This window comes from Candidatus Beckwithbacteria bacterium, from assembly GCA_026397255.1.
Classification (GTDB): domain Bacteria; phylum Patescibacteriota; class Microgenomatia; order UBA1400; family CG1-02-47-37; genus JAPLVF01.
On sequence record JAPLVF010000013.1, the window covers coordinates 288,281 to 306,257 of the forward strand.

Annotated in this window: 18 protein-coding genes; 6 read left to right on the forward strand and 12 right to left on the reverse strand. The window is 42.5% G+C overall.

Annotation, left to right across the window (positions count from 1 at the left end; translation table 11 throughout):
- Positions 1-2 precede the first annotated feature (2 nt).
- Positions 3-1,184 carry a glycosyltransferase family 4 protein gene (locus NTZ93_04020; GenBank protein ID MCX6817007.1) on the forward strand — a complete coding sequence of 394 codons (1,182 nt, stop codon included), beginning with the start codon at positions 3-5 and terminating at the stop codon, positions 1,182-1,184.
- On the opposite strand, the gene NTZ93_04025 is transcribed toward NTZ93_04020, so the two are convergent.
- Both NTZ93_04025 and NTZ93_04030 read right to left on the reverse strand, forming a co-directional pair.
- Positions 1,171-2,346 (reverse strand): glycosyltransferase, encoded by a 1,176-nt coding sequence (locus tag NTZ93_04025; GenBank protein MCX6817008.1) that lies wholly within the window; start codon positions 2,344-2,346, stop codon positions 1,171-1,173. The two genes, NTZ93_04020 and NTZ93_04025, sit on opposite strands and share 14 nt — an antisense overlap.
- The gene (locus NTZ93_04030; protein MCX6817009.1) at positions 2,343-3,356 is read right to left on the reverse strand and encodes a pesticidal protein Cry7Aa; all 1,014 of its coding nucleotides are present in this window, start codon (positions 3,354-3,356) and stop codon (positions 2,343-2,345) included. Before NTZ93_04030 ends, NTZ93_04025 begins: the two co-directional genes overlap by 4 nt.
- Before the next feature lie 34 nt (positions 3,357-3,390).
- Here NTZ93_04030 and NTZ93_04035 point away from each other — a divergent pair, with 34 nt between their 5' ends.
- Together NTZ93_04035 and NTZ93_04040 are read left to right on the forward strand one after the other, a co-directional pair.
- Complete coding sequence (locus NTZ93_04035; protein ID MCX6817010.1) at positions 3,391-4,617, forward strand: glycosyltransferase; 1,227 nt, start codon at positions 3,391-3,393, stop codon at positions 4,615-4,617.
- A gap of 62 nt (positions 4,618-4,679) precedes the next feature.
- A complete protein-coding gene (locus NTZ93_04040) occupies positions 4,680-5,345 on the forward strand; it encodes a M23 family metallopeptidase (protein MCX6817011.1) in 666 nt (221 codons plus the stop codon).
- Here NTZ93_04040 and NTZ93_04045 read toward each other — a convergent pair.
- The 6 genes from NTZ93_04045 to NTZ93_04070 form a co-directional block, all read right to left on the reverse strand.
- On the reverse strand, positions 5,342-5,482 hold the full coding sequence (locus NTZ93_04045; protein MCX6817012.1) for a hypothetical protein: 141 nt from the start codon (positions 5,480-5,482) through the stop codon (positions 5,342-5,344). The genes NTZ93_04040 and NTZ93_04045 overlap by 4 nt on opposite strands.
- Entirely contained in the window at positions 5,475-6,086 is a 612-nt protein-coding gene (locus NTZ93_04050; GenBank protein MCX6817013.1) for an HIT domain-containing protein, read from the reverse strand. Before NTZ93_04050 ends, NTZ93_04045 begins: the two co-directional genes overlap by 8 nt.
- A 65-nt stretch (positions 6,087-6,151) precedes the next feature.
- Positions 6,152-7,780, reverse strand: a complete 1,629-nt coding sequence (groL, locus tag NTZ93_04055) for a chaperonin GroEL (protein ID MCX6817014.1) — start codon at positions 7,778-7,780, stop codon at positions 6,152-6,154.
- A 12-nt stretch (positions 7,781-7,792) separates the two neighbouring features.
- A complete protein-coding gene (locus tag NTZ93_04060; protein ID MCX6817015.1) occupies positions 7,793-8,101 on the reverse strand; it encodes a co-chaperone GroES in 309 nt (102 codons plus the stop codon).
- A gap of 101 nt (positions 8,102-8,202) precedes the next feature.
- Complete coding sequence (locus NTZ93_04065; protein ID MCX6817016.1) at positions 8,203-9,447, reverse strand: adenylyltransferase/cytidyltransferase family protein; 1,245 nt, start codon at positions 9,445-9,447, stop codon at positions 8,203-8,205.
- Positions 9,431-10,891: an extracellular solute-binding protein gene (locus tag NTZ93_04070; GenBank protein MCX6817017.1), complete on the reverse strand. Its 1,461-nt coding sequence runs from the start codon at positions 10,889-10,891 to the stop codon at positions 9,431-9,433. Before NTZ93_04070 ends, NTZ93_04065 begins: the two co-directional genes overlap by 17 nt.
- Positions 10,892-10,918: 27 nt before the next feature.
- Here NTZ93_04070 and NTZ93_04075 point away from each other — a divergent pair, with 27 nt between their 5' ends.
- Positions 10,919-12,625: a VanW family protein gene (locus NTZ93_04075; GenBank protein MCX6817018.1), complete on the forward strand. Its 1,707-nt coding sequence runs from the start codon at positions 10,919-10,921 to the stop codon at positions 12,623-12,625.
- Here NTZ93_04075 and ruvB read toward each other — a convergent pair.
- Genes ruvB through ruvC form a run of 3 tightly spaced genes read right to left on the reverse strand, consistent with a single transcriptional unit; the run spans position 12,622 to position 14,682 of the window.
- Positions 12,622-13,611 (reverse strand): Holliday junction branch migration DNA helicase RuvB, encoded by a 990-nt coding sequence (gene ruvB, locus NTZ93_04080; protein ID MCX6817019.1) that lies wholly within the window; start codon positions 13,609-13,611, stop codon positions 12,622-12,624. The genes NTZ93_04075 and ruvB overlap by 4 nt on opposite strands.
- A 2-nt stretch (positions 13,612-13,613) precedes the next feature.
- Positions 13,614-14,189 carry a Holliday junction branch migration protein RuvA gene (gene ruvA / locus NTZ93_04085; GenBank protein ID MCX6817020.1) on the reverse strand — a complete coding sequence of 192 codons (576 nt, stop codon included), beginning with the start codon at positions 14,187-14,189 and terminating at the stop codon, positions 13,614-13,616.
- A 4-nt stretch (positions 14,190-14,193) separates the two neighbouring features.
- Positions 14,194-14,682, reverse strand: a complete 489-nt coding sequence (gene ruvC, locus NTZ93_04090; protein MCX6817021.1) for a crossover junction endodeoxyribonuclease RuvC — start codon at positions 14,680-14,682, stop codon at positions 14,194-14,196.
- A gap of 29 nt (positions 14,683-14,711) precedes the next feature.
- On the opposite strand from ruvC, the gene NTZ93_04095 reads away from it, so the two are divergent.
- Together NTZ93_04095 and NTZ93_04100 are read left to right on the forward strand one after the other, a co-directional pair.
- Positions 14,712-16,799, forward strand: coding sequence for a valine--tRNA ligase (locus NTZ93_04095; protein MCX6817022.1), 2,088 nt, complete (start codon positions 14,712-14,714; stop codon positions 16,797-16,799).
- A complete protein-coding gene (locus tag NTZ93_04100; GenBank protein ID MCX6817023.1) occupies positions 16,787-17,239 on the forward strand; it encodes a hypothetical protein in 453 nt (150 codons plus the stop codon). Before NTZ93_04095 ends, NTZ93_04100 begins: the two co-directional genes overlap by 13 nt.
- Here NTZ93_04100 and NTZ93_04105 read toward each other — a convergent pair.
- Positions 17,220-17,963 carry a 50S ribosomal protein L25 gene (locus NTZ93_04105; protein ID MCX6817024.1) on the reverse strand — a complete coding sequence of 248 codons (744 nt, stop codon included), beginning with the start codon at positions 17,961-17,963 and terminating at the stop codon, positions 17,220-17,222. The two genes, NTZ93_04100 and NTZ93_04105, sit on opposite strands and share 20 nt — an antisense overlap.
- Positions 17,964-17,977 lie beyond the last annotated feature (14 nt).

A 17,977-nucleotide genomic window follows, 5' to 3' on the forward strand; every position in this document is an offset into this window, starting at 1 on the left:
TTATGCATATTGTTCAAATTTGTCAACGTTTCTATTATGGTCATGGACAAGAGATACATGTATATAATCTCTCTAATGAGTTAGCTCGACTGGGGCATAAAATTACTATTGTTACTTCTGATATCAATGCTTCTGATATTTTCAAAAAAGACCTAAAATTACATGAAAATATTAATATCATGATTAGTAAAGCCATAAAGATAAAATATCCAACAAACCAACTATTGTTCCCAAATTTAGGAGAAGAGTTACTACAAATGAATAATGTCGACATTATTCATGCTCATGGGGCAATGTGTTATTCGTCTCTTGTTGGTTTGACTATTGCTAAGACTAAGAAAATTCCTTTTGTCTTTACACCACACTTTCACCCATGGAGATTCTTTGAACAAAGGCCATACCGTTATATACGAGAGGCTTACGAAAAAACTTTTACTATTCCAATTATGCGGGAATCATCGGCAGTGATTGCAGTTTCTCCATTTGAAAAAAATTATTTAGTTGTGCGTCGTAAGCTTTCTCAGGAAAAAATTCATGTCGTTGCCAATGGAATTAACGCTTTTTACTACCCCTCTGTTGTGTCGCGACGAGCGGTTCGCCAGCACCATGATATTCCAGAAAATAAACGATATCTTATCGCTTTTGGTACAAAAACTGATCCTCGAAAAGGAGTTGATCGTACACTCCAGGTTTTTGACCTAATCAATAAAAAAATTCCTGAAACACAACTTATAATCGTTGGCTGGAAGTATAAAAAGAAGGCTGACCACATTGCAAATCTAATGGATGCCTTGCCTTGTAAAAAAAACGTCACAACCCTTGGTTATGTATCTGAGGATGAAAAAGTGGCATTAATAAAAATGAGTGACGTCCTCATTTCCCCCACAAGCTATGAAGCTTTTGGAATTATTCTTGGAGAAGCGATGATGTTAAAAGTTCCAGTCGTAGTGACCAGAGTTGGCGGGACACCCTTTATTGTTCGACATCGAAAAACTGGACTTACCGTCGGTAGATATAATAGCATTAATAAATTTGCACAATATACACTAGAATTACTCCGAGATAACAAGCTACGTGAGCGTATGGGAGAAGAAGGAAAACGACTGGTTAAAAAATACTTTACGTGGAAAAAAATTACAAAGGATGTTAATCGAGTATATTTAAGTGTACTTAAAAAGCAATAAGTGCCTTATGGCGATTGATTATCAGCTTAAACAGATTAAGGTGCTGAAGAGCAACGTTAGGCCAAGTCATTAACCGACCAAGACTATAAGCATTCTTCTCTATTTCCTGCCTTTGTTTTGGATTTTGCCAATAATAAATTACTTTCTGGGCCAGTGCCTGATAATTACGAAAAGGAACTAAGATCCCCCGGTTATGGGAAAGAACTTCTCGGGCATAAAGATAAGGCGTGGAAATGCAAAATTTCCCGGCTCCAAGCGCATAACTTAAGGCTCCGGAGGCAGATTGTTGAGGCGATAAATAAGGTGTGACATAAATATCGATTGTTCTTAACCATAAAATTAACTTCTCGAGGGAAAGATATTGATTGATAAATTTAACATTATCTCTAATGCCTAATTGTTTAATCATTTTTTTAAGGGATTGGCGATAAGCTTCGCCGTCACGCTGAAGGACAACAGGATGGGTTTTCCCGATAACCAGGTATAAAACCTGAGGAAGGTGCTGTTTGATGATGGCGACCGCTTTTAAAGAATATTCAATTCCTTTGCTTTGAGTAATCAGATTGATGTTGCCTAAAATTAAACGCTTGGCCAATTTCTTTTTTCGTTTATATTTGTCTGTGGAGCAGTAAGCTAAGTCCGGAATACCATGAGGAATAACCACAATTTTTTGTGTCGGGATGCCATAATCTTTAACTAATTTTTGCCGGCTTTGATTGATCATGACCGTAACCGCTTGTGATTTGGCAATGATCTTTTTCAGAATCAGGCCGTGGCGAGACCGAGGGTCATCGGAAAGGCTGTGAATAGTGGTGACGAGAGGTAATTTTAAAGCATTAATAAATGGCAGTAAATAATCACCACATTGGCCACCGAAAAGGCCAAATTCATGCTGAAGAGAAACTAAGTCTGCCCCGGAATGATTAATGAACTCGGCCGCTTTAAGATAGTCGTGGGGCTGAAGGTGGTTTAAAACAAACTTAACCTCTTTGGGATAATCCAGACTTTCTTGTCCCCGGTTGACAGCAATAATTTTAGCTAAGTGATAAGGATTTAAGAGATTAACGGCATTAGTCAGGTTTTTAGTATAAGTGGCAATGCCACAGTGCCGAGGAATATACGAGGATACATAAATAATCCGCTTGGCTAAATTTTTTATCATGATTTTTTTATGGCGGCCACAAGAGAGGCAAGCTTGACTGATTTGGCACCAATACGGTTGTCAGCGGCGCCATAATAAATATAAAGAGTCCCGTCTTTGACGACTGCACCGGTGGGAAAGACAACGTTATTGACAGTGCCGGTTTTTTCCCAATAAATGCGGGGTGAAAACAGAGGTTCTTTTAATCGACCGAGAACTTTAGTGGGATTTTTAAGATCAAGCAAGGCGGCGCCGGCGTGATAAATCTTCCCCAAGGGTGTATCTTCAACCGCATGATAGATAATTAACCAACCGTCTTTTGTTTTAATCGGCGGACAGCCGCCGCCAACATTGCGGCTTTCATACCAAAAAAGAGGCTCAAGGACAATAAAATTGCCTAAATTTTTTAAATAATGACGCCAGAAATGTTCTGATAACTTCGAAAAATCTTTAAAGTAAATTATTTGAATTCCAGGCAGAATCCGATGAAGCATGGCAAATTTATGATGGAATTTTTGGGGAAAAAGAGAGGCGTCTTTTTCATAAAGTAAAACATCTTGCCCTTTTTTTTCTTTGTAGAACATCTCGAACATGCGATACCGCTCTTTAATTTTTGACTCACGGAAAATGTCTTCGGCCTTATCATAAGAGATTGCCGGCGAAATCAGGCCGTGTTTAGCAAAATGAATAAGGTCCTGACTGGTAGCATAAGCAATGCGGGCGTTTTGGCCATCATAAGCAGTATAGAAAAGATAATATGTTCCTTGAAAAAAGGTAATCCGGGGATCTTCCACGCCTTTTTTTTCGTATTCGTTTTCAGGAAAGAGAATTGGCTTGGGTAGTCTTTTAACAACCTTGTTGTTGACCAACTGGCAGTAGCCAATGGAAGAAATGTCATTTTGGTTGATTGCCCGATAAAACATGTGGGTAACGTCATTAACCTGAATGCAGGCCGGATTGAGAACAGCTTTGGCTTCAAATTCCCGATGGGTTTTCTCTAAAATTATTCCCTCGTCTTTAATTTTTAACATTACTAATTATAGCTTATCTGATAAAATACAGGTTATGCTAAAACAAATTGCGATGATTTCCTACCATACCTGCCCTTTAGCAGCCGAGGAAGGTAAAGAAACCGGCGGAATGAATGTTTATGTGCTGGAGTTATCAAAAGAACTGGCGAAACAGGGGTGGAAAGTGGATATTTTTACCAGAGCGCAAGGTTTAAATTGCAGTAAAATCGTTAATTTCCGGCCAAACCTAAGGGTAATTCACTTAAGCGCCGGGGTTCGAGGGTATATTTCTAAAAAAGAGCTGCCCCGCTACATTGATGAATTTACCCAAAAAGTGATTAATTTTATCCACAAAGAAAAAATCAGCTACCGTGTTTTACACGCTCACTATTTTATGTCCGGTTTAATCGGGGCGAATTTAATCAAAGAAGCGTTCCCGAATTTACCTTTAATCATGCACTTCCACACCCTGGCATTAATGAAAAATCTGGTGGCCAGAGACGAAGGCGAAAGAGAGTCAGAATACCGGGTAAAAAGTGAGTTTAAACTGGTTAAAATAGCGGATAAAATTATTGCCTCTAGTCTAAACGACAAAACCTTTATCAGTACGCTTTATAACTGCCCGGATGAAAAAATCAGAGTGATTGCTCCGGGCGTAGACATAAAGTTATTCCACCCGATAGCCAGAGAAAAAGCCCTGAAATTTATTAAAGAACCGGAAACAAGTAAGATTATTCTTTTTGTTGGCCGGGTGGAGCCGCTAAAAGGAGTGGATGTGTTAATGTATGCTTTGAAAATCTGTTTAAAAAAACGGCCGACAGTCAATTTCCGCCTGTTAATTGTCGGGGGGAATAACCGAAGCCGGTATTTTAACTGTAAGGAGTTAAAAAGACTGAAGTCTTTACAAGAAACTTTAGGTTTGGGTTCAATTGTCAAGTTTGTTTCCCAGCAGAAACAGAAAGAGCTGCCTTTTTATTACAACGCCGCCGATCTGGTAGTGATGCCGTCATATTACGAAACTTTCGGCATGACTGCCCTGGAGGCAATGGCCTGCGGCGCGCCGGTGATTACCACCGATACTTCGGGGGCGTCGGAAATTATCGGCAAACAGCGCAATTTAATTATCCCTGTCAGCAATCCTTTAACCCTGGCATCAGAGATAATATTCAGTTTAAAGCAGAAAAAGAACTTACAGACGCAAAAACAAATGTTAAGTAAAGTCAGATATTTATCCTGGAAAAAAGTGGCCCAAGAAACGGCTAAATTATACCGGGAGCTCTAACTTGACTTATAGGCCTAAAGTGCTATAATGCGTCTATTCCTCCAAGTATTGGAGGATTTTTTATGATTTTAAAAAGGCTGATTTTGCTGTGCTGGTCAATGCTCCTGATGGCATTAATGCTACCCTATCAGATATTTAGGGTGTTTGTGCCGGCTACCAGGAGAGGACGGCCGGGCAGCCACCCAATCTCCAAGTTTTTTAGGCATACATTTGAGAACAAAAAAACCAGGCAGGTGGTCGGGGCGGGTTTGACCATAATCCTCATGTTTTCCGGGTTAATGAGTAATATTGCGGCGGCTAATGAACCCTTAAAAACAGACGAAACGGTGATGGTCAGTCCTGATAGCCAGATTGAAACTAAAACGTCTTTACAACACCCAATTAAGGGGGTACTTGCTCAAGGCTTTCATGGTCTGCACAAGGGTATAGATATTTTAGCACCGCTTGGGACGGAAATTAGGCCAATTAATAGCGGCCAGGTGATTGAGATTAGTTTTGGCCGGATTGGCTGGGGCAATACGGTGGTAGTGGAACATGAACAGGGATTGAAGTCACGTTATGCCCATATGAGAGATATCAACGTTGTTGAAGGACAAGCTGTTGATAAAGAAGTGGTTTTAGGAACTGTCGGTATGACCGGCTGGACGACTGGGCCCCATCTGCATTTGGAAACCTACCAATATGATAAAGCGATTGATCCGCAAAGCGTGCTGCCGGAATTTCCTTAGAAAATTACCTTAATACCGACGGCTTGTTGGTTGGCGGAAATTAAAGAGATGGCCAAAACCGCCAAAGCGATCAGGAAAAAAACAATGGAAGCCAGAGCGGATAAAAGATATTGCTGGAGTTTGGAAAGTTTAAGCATATAAATTTTTCCATTTCTTTTCGAGCTTAATTATATCCTCTTGCGCTTGTTTCATAATTTCCTGGTTCTGCTCCATTTGTTTCCAATCCCCGCGTTCTGGTGTTCCCAGCGCCCGGGCAAATCTGTCACGGAAAAAGCGCGGAACGCCTAAACTAGTTTGAACCAGCCACATTTTTCTGTCGATAGAAAAAAACAAATATTTTCCCTCTTTTTTAAAGGTTTTAAGTAAGCTGGCTAATTGGATTATCGGTATCAAATTGGTTTGACCCTCTGGAACAATTATCTCCGGCTCTCCCTGAAAAGGTAGCAGGTGAACATGGGAGTGAAAAACGGTTTGGCCAATCACCCCATGCTCAAAACTACTCATGACTTGATATTCTTTTTTTAGAAAGGCGGAGGCCTTATGATACAAGTTTAAAAATTCTTCAAATAGTTTTTGAGGGTAGGCGCCAACGCAGGGAAAATGGTCTTTAGGAATAATCAAAATGTGACCTTCTACTAAAGGGTGAATGTCACAAACAACATAAAAGTTTTTGGTAGTTTTTAAAAGATGACTTAGGGCTGATGAATGAGGATCGCAGTGAGGGCAATCTTTAACAAACATAGTTTATTCTACCAAAAACCCCGGCGGAAAACCGGGGTTTGGAGTTTAATATTAAAAAGCGTACATTACATCCCCATACCGCCCATGTCGCCCATGCCCGGAGTGGTATTTTTCTTGTCCTCACTGGGTTTGTCACAAATCAGACACTCGGTGGTCAGAATCATGCTGGCGACCGAGGCGGCGTTTTGCAAAGCCGTCCGGGTAACTTTGGCCGGATCCAGAATTCCCTGGGCCAACATGGAACCGAATTCCAGGGTGAGGGTGTTAAAGCCAAAATCGGCCTTGCCTTCTTCGACTTTTTTAACCACCCAGCCGGCATCAACGCCGGAGTTTTCGGCTAATAGTCGAACCGGTTGCTTTAAGGCATACCTTAAGATATCCAGACCGATTTTTTCATCGTCGTTGATTGTCTTAACGCTATCCAGGACTTTAGCGGCCCGAAGCAGGGTAATCCCGCCACCGGGAACAATACCCTCTTCCACAGCGGCTTTGGTGGCCTCAACGGCGTCTTTGACACGTTCCTGAGTTTCTTTCAGCTCAATTTCCGTGGCCGCACCGACATTAATGACGGCGACCCCGCCGGAAAGTTTAGCCAGACGCTCCTGCAATTTTTCTTTATCAAAGTCCGAAGTAGTCCGGTCGACTTCTTTTTTAATCGAAGCAATCCGGGCCTGAATCGCGGCTTTGATGCCTTTACCGCCGATAATCCGGCAATTGTCTTTATCAGCCCAGACTTTATCCGCCCGACCGCAGTCTTCAACCGTAACGCTGTCTAATTTCCGGCCGGTATCTTCGGAAATCACGGAACCGCCGGTCAAAATCGCAATGTCTTCCAACATGGCTTTTCTCCGATCGCCGAAGCCCGGGGCCTTAACGGCCAGTAAATTAAAGGCGCCGCGCAATTTATTAACGACTAGGGTCGCTAGGGCTTCGCCTTCAATTTCGTCGGCAATAATCACAATGTTTTTGGTGACTTTGACCGCGCCTTCCAAAAAAGGTAAAAGGTCGGCAATCGCGGTGACTTTTTTGTCGGTAATTAAGATAACCGGGTCATCAATTTCCGCCTCCATTTTGTCGGCATTGCTGACAAAATAGGGAGAAACATAACCATTGTCAAACTCCATACCTTCTTTGTGATCAATGGTCATCTCAAAGCCCTTAGATTCTTCGACTTCGACCACGCCGTCGCGGCCGGCCATTTTTAACGCTTCGGCGATTTTGGCGCCGATGTTGGCATCAGAAGCAGAAATAGTGGCCACCTGTTTAATTTCCTGGTCGGTTTTAACCGGCTTGCTGATCTTTTTAACTTCGGCGACAATGGCTTCCACACCCTTATCAATGCCTTTTTTAATGAGCATCGGGTTGGCGCCGGCAGTGACATTTTTCATTCCCTGGGACACAATTGCCTGAGCTAAAAGTGTCGACGTGGTGGTGCCGTCACCGGCAACATCGTTGGTTTTGCTGGCTGCTTCTTTAATTAACTGAGCGCCCATATTTTCAAATGGGTCTTCCAGCTCAATTTCTTTGGCAACGGTGACGCCGTCATGAACAATATTGGGAGCGCCCCATTTTTTGTCCAAAGCGACGTTGCGGCCTTTGGGGCCCAAGGTGATAACCACAGCCTTAGATAAAATGTTGACACCCTTTAAAAGTTTTTGGCGGGCATCATCGGAAAAAATAAGTTGTTTTGACATACTTCGACTCCTTTATTTGACGATTATGGCTAATACGTCTTTAAATTCAATAAATAAGATTTCGTCTTTGTCAGTGAGGCCTAATTTAACTTCGTTGCCGCCCCATTTTTTGTAGATAATGGTGTCGTTGACTTTACAAGGCGCGGGGCGCTTAGCGCCGGAGTCGGTTACTTCTTCGGGTCCAATCGCCAAAACTTTGGCTTGCTGGGGTTTTTCGTCGTGGGAATCGGGTAGATAAATACCGGAAGCGGTTTTTTTCTGTTGAGCGACCGGTTCAACTAAAATATAGCCGGCAGTGGGCTGAAAATTGGGCTTAGCCATAAAAATCCTCCTTAAATCCGCCAGCTGGCGGATTATCACTCTATTATAACAAGTGCTATTTTAAGGGCGTAAAGATTTCTTGTCAAGGGCAGTTTCCAATATTATTGAGATTTTATTATTTTGGTGGTGGAGATTTGGGGGTTGTGAGGCAGGACGATGACGACGCGGCCGCCGGAGCACTGCATAGTCCGGCGCTTGACGGCAAGGTTTGGAGTGCTACTAGAAACAGCCAAAATATCCGGCTTAATTTGATTAATTAAAGCGCTATGGTCTTCGTCAGAATCGAATTTTTCCGGAAGAGGAAAAACTTCATCGCTAAGCTTTAATTTTTGTAAATTTTTTATTCTTACTTCTAATTTATTAATTGGCCGGCCGGGACCTTTAAGCTGGCGAACACGCTGGTCGGCTTCGACGCCAACTAATAAAATACCGCCTTGGTTTTTTGCGGCCAAAAGCAGTTTTTTATGCTCAATGTGTAAGATGTCGAAAACGCCGGTAACGAGAATTATTTTTGTAGCCTTATGATATTTTTTTAAAACAATCTCTCCGGTCGGCCGGGGATGAAAAAAAGCAAAGTGACGGCCGATTTTTTCGTGGGTAATTTTTCGCTTCATGTAAAAGTATTGAAATTTAAAAGCTAAAGATTCAAAAAAATCCATTAATAATCCAATAAGGTCCGACCTTTTTTCAGATTTGTCTTTTAAGGTCGGACCTTGAGGAAAGGAGGGGCCTTGGAAAAAGTTGGGTAAGTATTGTTTGTACCATGAGTTGGCTGTTAAAAAATTTTGATAGGCTTGGTCACGATTATACAGCGGTTTTAATTGGCAAAGCTCATGGGCGGTATATAGGTTTTGTTGGGCTAAGATTAAAGCGGATTCGTCCAAAAAAAGATTGAGACAAAAACGGTTGTTAATTTTGTGGCCGCGGCGAAGACGAAAAAATAATAAAGCAGTTAATAATAAACGAGCTAACCAAAGACGGTTTTTACTAGTAATAATTAATAAATCAATGTCGTCATTTTCAATGCTATTATTCATGCTTAAAGCGCCGGTAACACCAACTAATTTTATCCAGGGAATCAGGGAAAAAAGCCACTTAATTTGCTTAAGTTTCTGCCACTTTAATTGACTAAAGTGCCAACGTTTTTTTCTTAAACTCACCAGTTTTTGCCGACCGGGAAGATGAAAATAGGAAGAAGTTGTCCAATAAGGAGACACCTTCGCATTCGCAAAGGAGTCTCCTTTAATGGGGGAAAATTTAATGACTTCTTCTCTGGTTAAGGGATAGTCAAAAATATCGGCATAGGCAACGGGGGCTAAAATTCCCCGATTAGTTAGCCACGCCATATTGCGACAACACCTGGGAAACTCCTTGAGATAAGTTTTTGGTAATATCGGTTTCGGACTGGTTTTTAAGATAACCATTAATGGCGTCTTCATAATATTTAATCAGTTTAGTGTCCAAACCGTTATCAGAAGTGTTAGCAGCCATCGGCCAAGATTGGGCGGTTAAGCCAGTAGCAACAATTGCCCCCAAATACGGGTCGGCTTGAAGCTGGCTGGCCATGTCCTGACGAGGATAGGGTTCACCGAAAAGCCTAGATTGAGAAGCAGAGTTATAGAGTTTAATTAATGCCTCACGGGAGCTTAAATATTTAACAAAATCCCAGGCGGCAGCCTGATTAGCGGATTTTTTGGAAACTCCTTCAAGCCAATAGGTGGCCCAATTAACATTAGTGCCGGGCAGTTGAGGAACAGGATAAAGTTTAAAATTTAATTTGGGATTGGTCTGTTTAATTTCCAGGGCGCGCCAGGACGGGGCAATTATCATGGCCACCTTACCCGTAGCAAAAGCCAGGGTAGAGTTGGGCAAGGCGTCACTCCAAGAACGATCCTGGGTGACAAAAAGGGTATAAAATTTTAAGGCAGAGGTGACGGCTTCTGTATCGGCCTTACCGGGATTGCCGCCGTTTTGCAAAATCATCAGGCCTAAAATATCGGAAAAATTATCCACGTTGCTGGCAGCGCCTAAGGCGACGCCGGCCCGGGTGGGAATCCCCCGGGCATCTCTAGTGGTTAAATTAAAAGCGGTTTGGCGCAAGTTATCCCAGGTGGCCGGCACCTTTAAAGAGGAATCCTGACTAAAAATATCTTCATTAACATATAAGGCCAAAGCATCAAACATTAAAGGGACGCCGTAGTAATGTCCGTTAAAGAAAACGTCTTTTTTAACCACCGGGTAAAAAGTCGTGTCAAATTCATTAGGAGAATAAATGGTGTCCGGGATCGGGGACAAGTCAGTTTTAAACATCGGCAGCCAAGTATTGTGCCAGCGGAAAATATCCGGGCCGCCGCCTTTAGCCAGGCTGGACTGCAACCGTTCGCGGTAGTCCTGAGACGATTGAAGCAGGTACTGAATGGTGACGTTGGGGTGAGTGGATTGATAGTCGCTGATAATGGAGGCCATTAAATTTTCCGGCTCCCAGAGACCCCAATATTGCAAGGTAATTGTCTCCGGAACTTTGGGTTTTTGAAATTTTGGCAAAATCACCTTGGTGACTAAAAGAAAGAGTAAAAATAAGAGGGCAGCACCGATTAATAACGGGAAAATGTGCTTGAAAAACGGCTCGGAAACCTGATTAGGGGCGGCCGGCTCGCCTGGTGGCGGGGTGGACGGCACTCCTTCGCCAGAGGTTTCGACGGGCAAGGCCGGGGCGGTTAACGAACCTCCTTCGCCAGGAGCTTCGGCGGTTGAGATCGGAAAGGGTGGTTCAACAACGTCGCTAGACATTATGTTATCATCTTAACAAGAGCGATTATGAGAAGCAAATTAGTTTATGTCTGGGCGGGAATATTAATTGGTTTAAGCGGCATTATTTCTTTATATCATTTGGCTTACCTGAATAAAATTTACCCTTACGTCTCAGTCGGCTTAGTAAATATTTCTAACTTAACTTTGGACCAGGCAGAAAAAAGACTGGCCAGTTTTTCCCCTTCAAAAATACCCGTGATTAAGTTAACTTTTGGCAACCAGGAATGGCCGATAAATTTGGCGGAGACGCAAATTAAATATGATCCAAAGGCCACAGCAGAAGAAGCGTTTTTAAGAGGTAGGGGTCAAGGAATTGTTAAAGATTCGACAGTAAAATGGCAACAGTGGTTTAAGCCGAAAAACTTAACCATGAATTATTCAGTTGACGAACAAAAGTTACAAGAATTAATCGACGTGGTCACCCAAGCCGTGGAAGAAAAACCAATAATGCCGGCATTAACCTTAAACAACGATGGAAAAATTAGTTTAGTCCCGGGCAAGAATGGCCGCTTGGTGGAAAAAGATATTTTGGAACAAACAATTTTAAATCAAATCGGGCGGTTAAATTTTAATAACGTGGCCATCCCGATCAAGTTAATTACAATCGATGTTTCCGGAGAAGAATTAAGCCAAGCGCAAATAAAAGCAGAGGCAATAAAAGATAAAACCTTAACCTTAAAATATGCCGACTTTTCCAGAGAGATCAAGGGACAAGAGCTAATTAATTTAATCAGCTGGCATAACGACTGGGATGAAGAAAAAATAACAGAGATAATTAATAGTTTGGGGCAGGATATAAACCGTGAGGCACAAAACGCGATGTTTCAGTTTGCCAACAACCGGGTGACAGAGTTTAAGCCAGCGCTACCCGGACTGAAAGTTAACGAAGCAGAAACACGGAAACGAATTATTGATAGTTTAAACACTTGGCAGCCGGTAGAGGTGGCGGTCGAGACAGAGGAGCCGAAAATCAAAACAGAACAAGCTAATGACCTGGGGATTAAAGAATTAATCGGCAAGGGTGAATCGTATTTTTATCATTCGATTCCCGGCCGCATCCACAATATCGCTTTGACCGCTGCCAAATTAAACGGGGTTTTAGTCGCGCCGGGAGAAACTTTTTCTTTTAACCAAACCGTGGGTGATATTTCCGCGGCGACCGGTTACGAAGCGGCTTACATTATTAAAGAAGGCCGGACAGTGCTGGGCGATGGCGGCGGAGTTTGTCAGGACTCAACTACCCTCTTCAGGGCGGTTTTGAATGCTGGACTGGAGATTGTCGAGCGCCGGGCCCATGCTTACCGGGTTGGTTATTATGAAAATAACTCCGCTCCGGGATTTGACGCCACTGTTTTCGCTCCATCGCCGGACTTTAAATTTACCAATGATACCGGGGCGTATGTTTTAATTCAAACCACGACGGATACGGAGAAACTGTATTTAAAAATGGAACTGTACGGCACCAATGACGGCCGGACAGTCACCATCAGCAACATCAGATTGTGGGACCAAACGCCGCCGCCGCAACCGCTTTATCAAGATGACCCGACGTTACCGGCCGGGCAAGTAAAACAAGTGGACTTTGCCGCCTGGGGAGCGAAAGCGGCGTTTGACTGGAAAGTGGCAAGAAATGGCGAAACCTTGCGCCAAAAAACTTTTTATTCTGTTTACCAACCCTGGCAGGCAGTGTATTTAAGAGGGACAAAAATTTAAATTAGCTTTTGCTGTTCTAGACTGGCCGGTGGGTTTTTGCCAAAATGGGAATAGGCTTTGGGGGTGGCAAAACGGCCGCGGGGGGAACGCTTTAAAAATCCAATCTGCATTAAATAGGGCTCTATTACCTCTTCGATGGTTTCTTTATCTTCACTAATAATCGCGGCTAAAGTTTCCAGGCCAACCGGACCGCCTTGATATTTATCAATTAAAGCCCTTAAAAGCCGACGGTCGTTGGCATCCAAGCCCATTTCATCAACTTCCAAAAGCGCCAAAGATTCATCTAAAACCGCTTTGGTAATCCCCGATTCGCCTTGAATTTGGGCGAGGTCACGACAACGCTTTAAAAGTTTTAAAGCAATCCGAGGGGTACCTCTGGCCCGGCGGGCTAAACTCTCGGCTGCGGCCGAATCGAGATTAATTTTGAGTTTGTGACTGGCGTTTTTAAGCACCTGCATTAAGTCTTCGGGCTCATAAAAAGTTAAGCGGTGAACAATACCAAAGCGGTCACGCAAGGGAGCGGCAATTAAACCGATCCGGGTGGTGGCGCCGATAAGGGTAAACTTGGGTAAATCCAGTTTTAAAGTTCGGGCGGACGGACCCTGGCCGACGATAATATCCAAGTGATAATCCTCCATCGCCGGATAAAGCGTTTCTTCAACGATTTTGGGTAAACGATGGACTTCGTCAATAAAGAAAATGTCACCTTGGTTTAAGTTGGTTAAAATTGAGGCCAAGTCCCCGGCCCGCTCCAAAGCCGGCCCGGAAGAAGCACGAATATTAACATTTAATTCTTTAGCAATTAAGTGAGCCAGGGAGGTTTTGCCCAAACCGGGCGGGCCGTAAAGCAAGATATGCTCAACCGGCTCTTTTCTTTTTTTGGCGGCAGATAAAGCCACCCGTAAAGCTTTTTTAATTTTCCCCTGGCCAACAAAAGTATCCCAGGAGTCGACCCGGAGATTGGGAAATAAATCTTGTTTATCCATAATTATTTTTTGCCTAATAATTTAATGGCTTGAGAAATCTTCGCCTCTAAGGTGGGTTGGTCGCTAACCTGATTCAAGGCTTCGCGGGCTTCTTGCCGGGAAAAGCCCAGGCTGGTTAAAGCATTAACCACGTCTTTAGTGACGCTGGTATCGCTGGTTAAGTCCAGCTCTTTTAAGCTACCGAGCTTGGATTTTAATTCAATAATAATTTTTTGGCTATTTTTGCGGCCCAGGCGAGGCACAGTGGTAAAAAAATCAACGTCGGCCTGATTAACCGCCTGAGTAATGGCGTTGACACCTTTGTCCATAATATGAATGCCAGTTTTGGGGCCGACACCGGAAACAGAAATAATTAATTTAAATAATTGAAGTTCGTCTTTGGTGGCAAAACCATAAAGATCCAGAGCATCATCACGAACATGGGTGTAGATAAATAAAGTGCGGGGTTCGGAGTACGGAGCGCGGAGTGATTCAAGAAGTTTTTGAATGACAAAAACTTTATAACCAACACCGTTAACGTCAAGAATAATCGATTCGCTGTCTAAAATTTCCGCTTTGCCGGTAAGTTTGGCGATCATTAACTTATTTTATCTTATTTCCCAACTTATTACTAAAGGCGTGGGTGAGAGCAATCGCCAGAGCATCGGCGACGTCATCGGGTTGAGGAATAGTATTTAATTTTAAAATTGATTTAACCATTTGCTGGACCTGAGTTTTTTCGGCGCGGCCATAACCGGTGACAGCCATTTTTACCTGCAGAGGAGTGTAAGAAAAGATTGGCATATTAAGCTTTTCTGCCGCAAGCAAGATAACCCCCCTAGCCTGCGCTACCTTAATGACCGTAGTTTGATTTTTAAAGAAAAACAGGCTTTCGACGGCCACGGCAGCGGGTTTAATTTTACTTAGTATTTTGGTAAAGCCGGCAAATAATTTTAAGAGCCGTTGAGATTCGGACAATTTAAGGCTGGTTTCCAAACAGCCGTAATCGCCTACCTGACAGTCGTTGTTTTTTTCGGACACGACTCCCCAACCGATTCTGGCTGTACCGGGATCAACACCTAAAATAAGCATAAGATAATTATAATGGTAAAATAGAATTTATGGATAAACAGTATCAGCCGAAAGAGTTTGAGGCAAAAATTTACCAGATGTGGGAAAAGTCAGGCGCGTTTAAACCGACAGCGAAGGGTAAGCCGTACACGATTATTATGCCACCGCCGAATGCGAATGATCCGTTACACGTAGGCCACGCAATGTTCGTGACAATTGAAGATATTTTTATCCGTTATCATCGGATGTTGGGTGAAGCAACTTTGTGGCTGCCGGGAACCGATCATGCCGGAATTGAAACTCAATATGTGTTTGAAAAGAAACTGAAAAAAGAAGGCAAAAGCCGCTTTGATTTTGACCGGGAAACTTTATACCAAATGATTTGGGATTACGTGCAGAAAAATAAAACTACAGCAATTGATCAAATGAAAAAATTGGGGGCAAGCGCTGATTGGACCAAGCTAAAATTTACTTTAGATAAAGATATTGTCGATCAGGCATTGGACGCATTTATTAAATTATATAAAGACGGGTTGGTTTACAGAGGCTTGAGGCTCGTTAATTATTGTACCGGATGCGGAACAGGTTTTTCTAATTTAGAAATAAATCACATCGAGAGAACTGAACCACTTTATTACTTAAAATACGGCCCATTTACTTTGGCAACAACCAGACCGGAAACTAAATTTGGGGATACGGCGGTAGCAGTTAACCCAAAAGACAAGCGTTATCAAAAATGGATTGGTAAACAAATTGAGGTCGAGGGACTAGCGGGAAAATTTAAATTAAAAGTAATTAGTGATAATTATGTCGACATGAAGTTTGGCACAGGAGTAGTAAAAATTACGCCAGCCCATGATTTTAATGATTATGAGGTGTGGCAAAGACATAAAAACGAAATTCCTCAACCAAAACAAGTAATCGACTTTAATGGCAAGCTAAATGCTTTAGCCGGCAAGTATCAAGGGATGAAAATTAATGAGGTTAGAAAAGTGATTGTTGAAGATCTAAAACAAAAAGGATTGATGGTAAAAATTGATGAAAATTATCAGCATGCTCTGGCTGTGTGTTACCGCTGCGGCCGAACAATTGAACCATTGCCCATGGCCCAGTTTTTCATTAAAGTTAAGCCTTTAACCAAAAAAGTCTTGGCTTCCTTGAATAAGGGTGAGGTAAAAATTTATGGATCAGGCAGGGAAAAAATTCTTCGTCACTGGTTGGCTATTTTAGACGACTGGAATATCTCCCGACAAATTGTTTGGGGTATTACTATTCCAGTTTGGTACTGTAATAAAAAGACTAATGATCCGGGTCAGTGTTTTGTGGTTAGTCAAACAAGGCCAAAAAAGTGTCCCAAGTGTGGGGCGACTGAATTCGAAGCGGAAACTGACACTTTTGACACCTGGTTTTCCTCTTCTCAATGGCCCTTCCTTACACTTAGGGCAAGTCCTGACAAGAATGATTTTGAACGTTTCTATCCAACCAGCTTAATGGAGACAGGTTATGATATTTTGCCGATTTGGGTAATGCGAATGTTAATGATGGGTTTGCATTTAACCGAAAAAGTGCCATTTAAACAAGTTTATTTACATGGCTTGGTAAGAGATGAAAAAGGACAAAAGATGAGTAAAAGTAAAGGGAATGCGATGAATCCGCTGGATGTGGTAGAAAAATACGGAGCCGATGCCTTAAGAATGGCTTTAGTGATGAGCACGACAGCCGGACAAGATAGCACCGTAGGTGAAGGAAAAATCCGGGGAATGCGAAATTTAACAAATAAGATCTGGAATGCAACAAGATATGTGCTTAATATGCCTGAGCAAAAAGGACAATCGAAATACGAAAAAGAATTGAAAGAAAATTTAAAAATAAATATTAAAACTGTTACTGGTAGATTAAACAAGTTAAAACCTGGACAGGCCGCAGAGTGGATTTATGATTGGTTTTGGCATACTTATTGCGACCGTTATATTGAGTTGGCAAAAAAAGGGCTAATCGGGAAAAAATTAATGATTGAGGTTCTGCAAACAAATTTAAAACTCCTCCACCCGTTTGTGCCGTTTGTGACCGAAGCGGTTTGGCAACAATTGCCGGGAAATAAAGAAAAGTTGTTAATAAATTCAAGATGGCCAAAATAAATTCCAATAAGGAGACACCTTCGCATTCGCAAAGGAGTCTCCTTTTAAAATATTTAATAACTCTAGGCAAAAGTGTTTACCGGCCGGTAAAACCGATCCGCCAGCTGGCGGATCCCCTGTTGAAAAAAATAAAAATTGTTTATTTGTTGGTGGTTTTGTTAATTGTCGGAATGATCGGCAACTATCAATATTGGCAGGAGAAAAGAGCGTTCCAGGCCAGCCAAAAACAAAAAACTGTAATTCAGCAGGAAATTGTTTCATTGGAAAAAGAGCTAGAAAAAAAACCGGAATACCGGGATGTTTTATTAAAATTAGCGCTATTAAATTACCAGATTTTGGAGACGGAAAAAGCAAAAGAGTACTGGAATCGGGCAAATTATCTAGATCCAAATAATTTAGAAGTGCAAAAAATCGGAGAGGTTATTTCTTCTCAGCTTTAGGCTCGGACTTAGTTTCAGGCTTGGCAGCTTCTTTTTTAGGCTCAGGTTTGACACCAGGCTTAGGCTCCTTCGCCAAGGCTTCGGCGCCCGAAGCGGGTTTGGCTTCACCTTCAGCCGGAACAGCGGCTTCGACAACTGGCGCGGCAACGACTTCTTCTTTGGTCGGCTCTTCAATCTTAACTACCAACTCATCTAAGTTCTCGGACATTATTTTAACTTTGGCGGTATCGACCTTAATATCTTTCAAACTAATCCCCTGGCCGATTTCTGCCAATTTAGAAACGTCAATCATGAATTTTTCCGGTAAGTCCCGGGGTAGGGCTTCAACTTCTGTCTCATGAATTAGCTGAATGAGAACGCCGCCCTTGGTGGTGGCCGGGGCAATGCCGCTAACCTCAACCGGAATGGCGACAACAACTTTCTTGGTCAGGTCAACCTGGTGAAAGTCCGCGTGTAAAATTTCGTCAGTAACCGGATGTTGTTGAACTGAATGAATTAAGACCGGGCGTGGCTTTGCTTCTTTGATTATTTCCAGGTCTAAAATGGCGGTTTCTCCGGCTTTGGCGAAAACCGCCTTAAATTCTTTGGCAGGAATTTGAATGGATAAAGATTTAACATCTTTACCATAAATATTGGCGGGAATAATCCCCTGGCGGCGGAGTTGTTTAACCTTACGGCCGGAAATTTTTCTTGGTTCAGCTTTTAATTTCAGATTGTTTGGCATAACGAGGATAATAA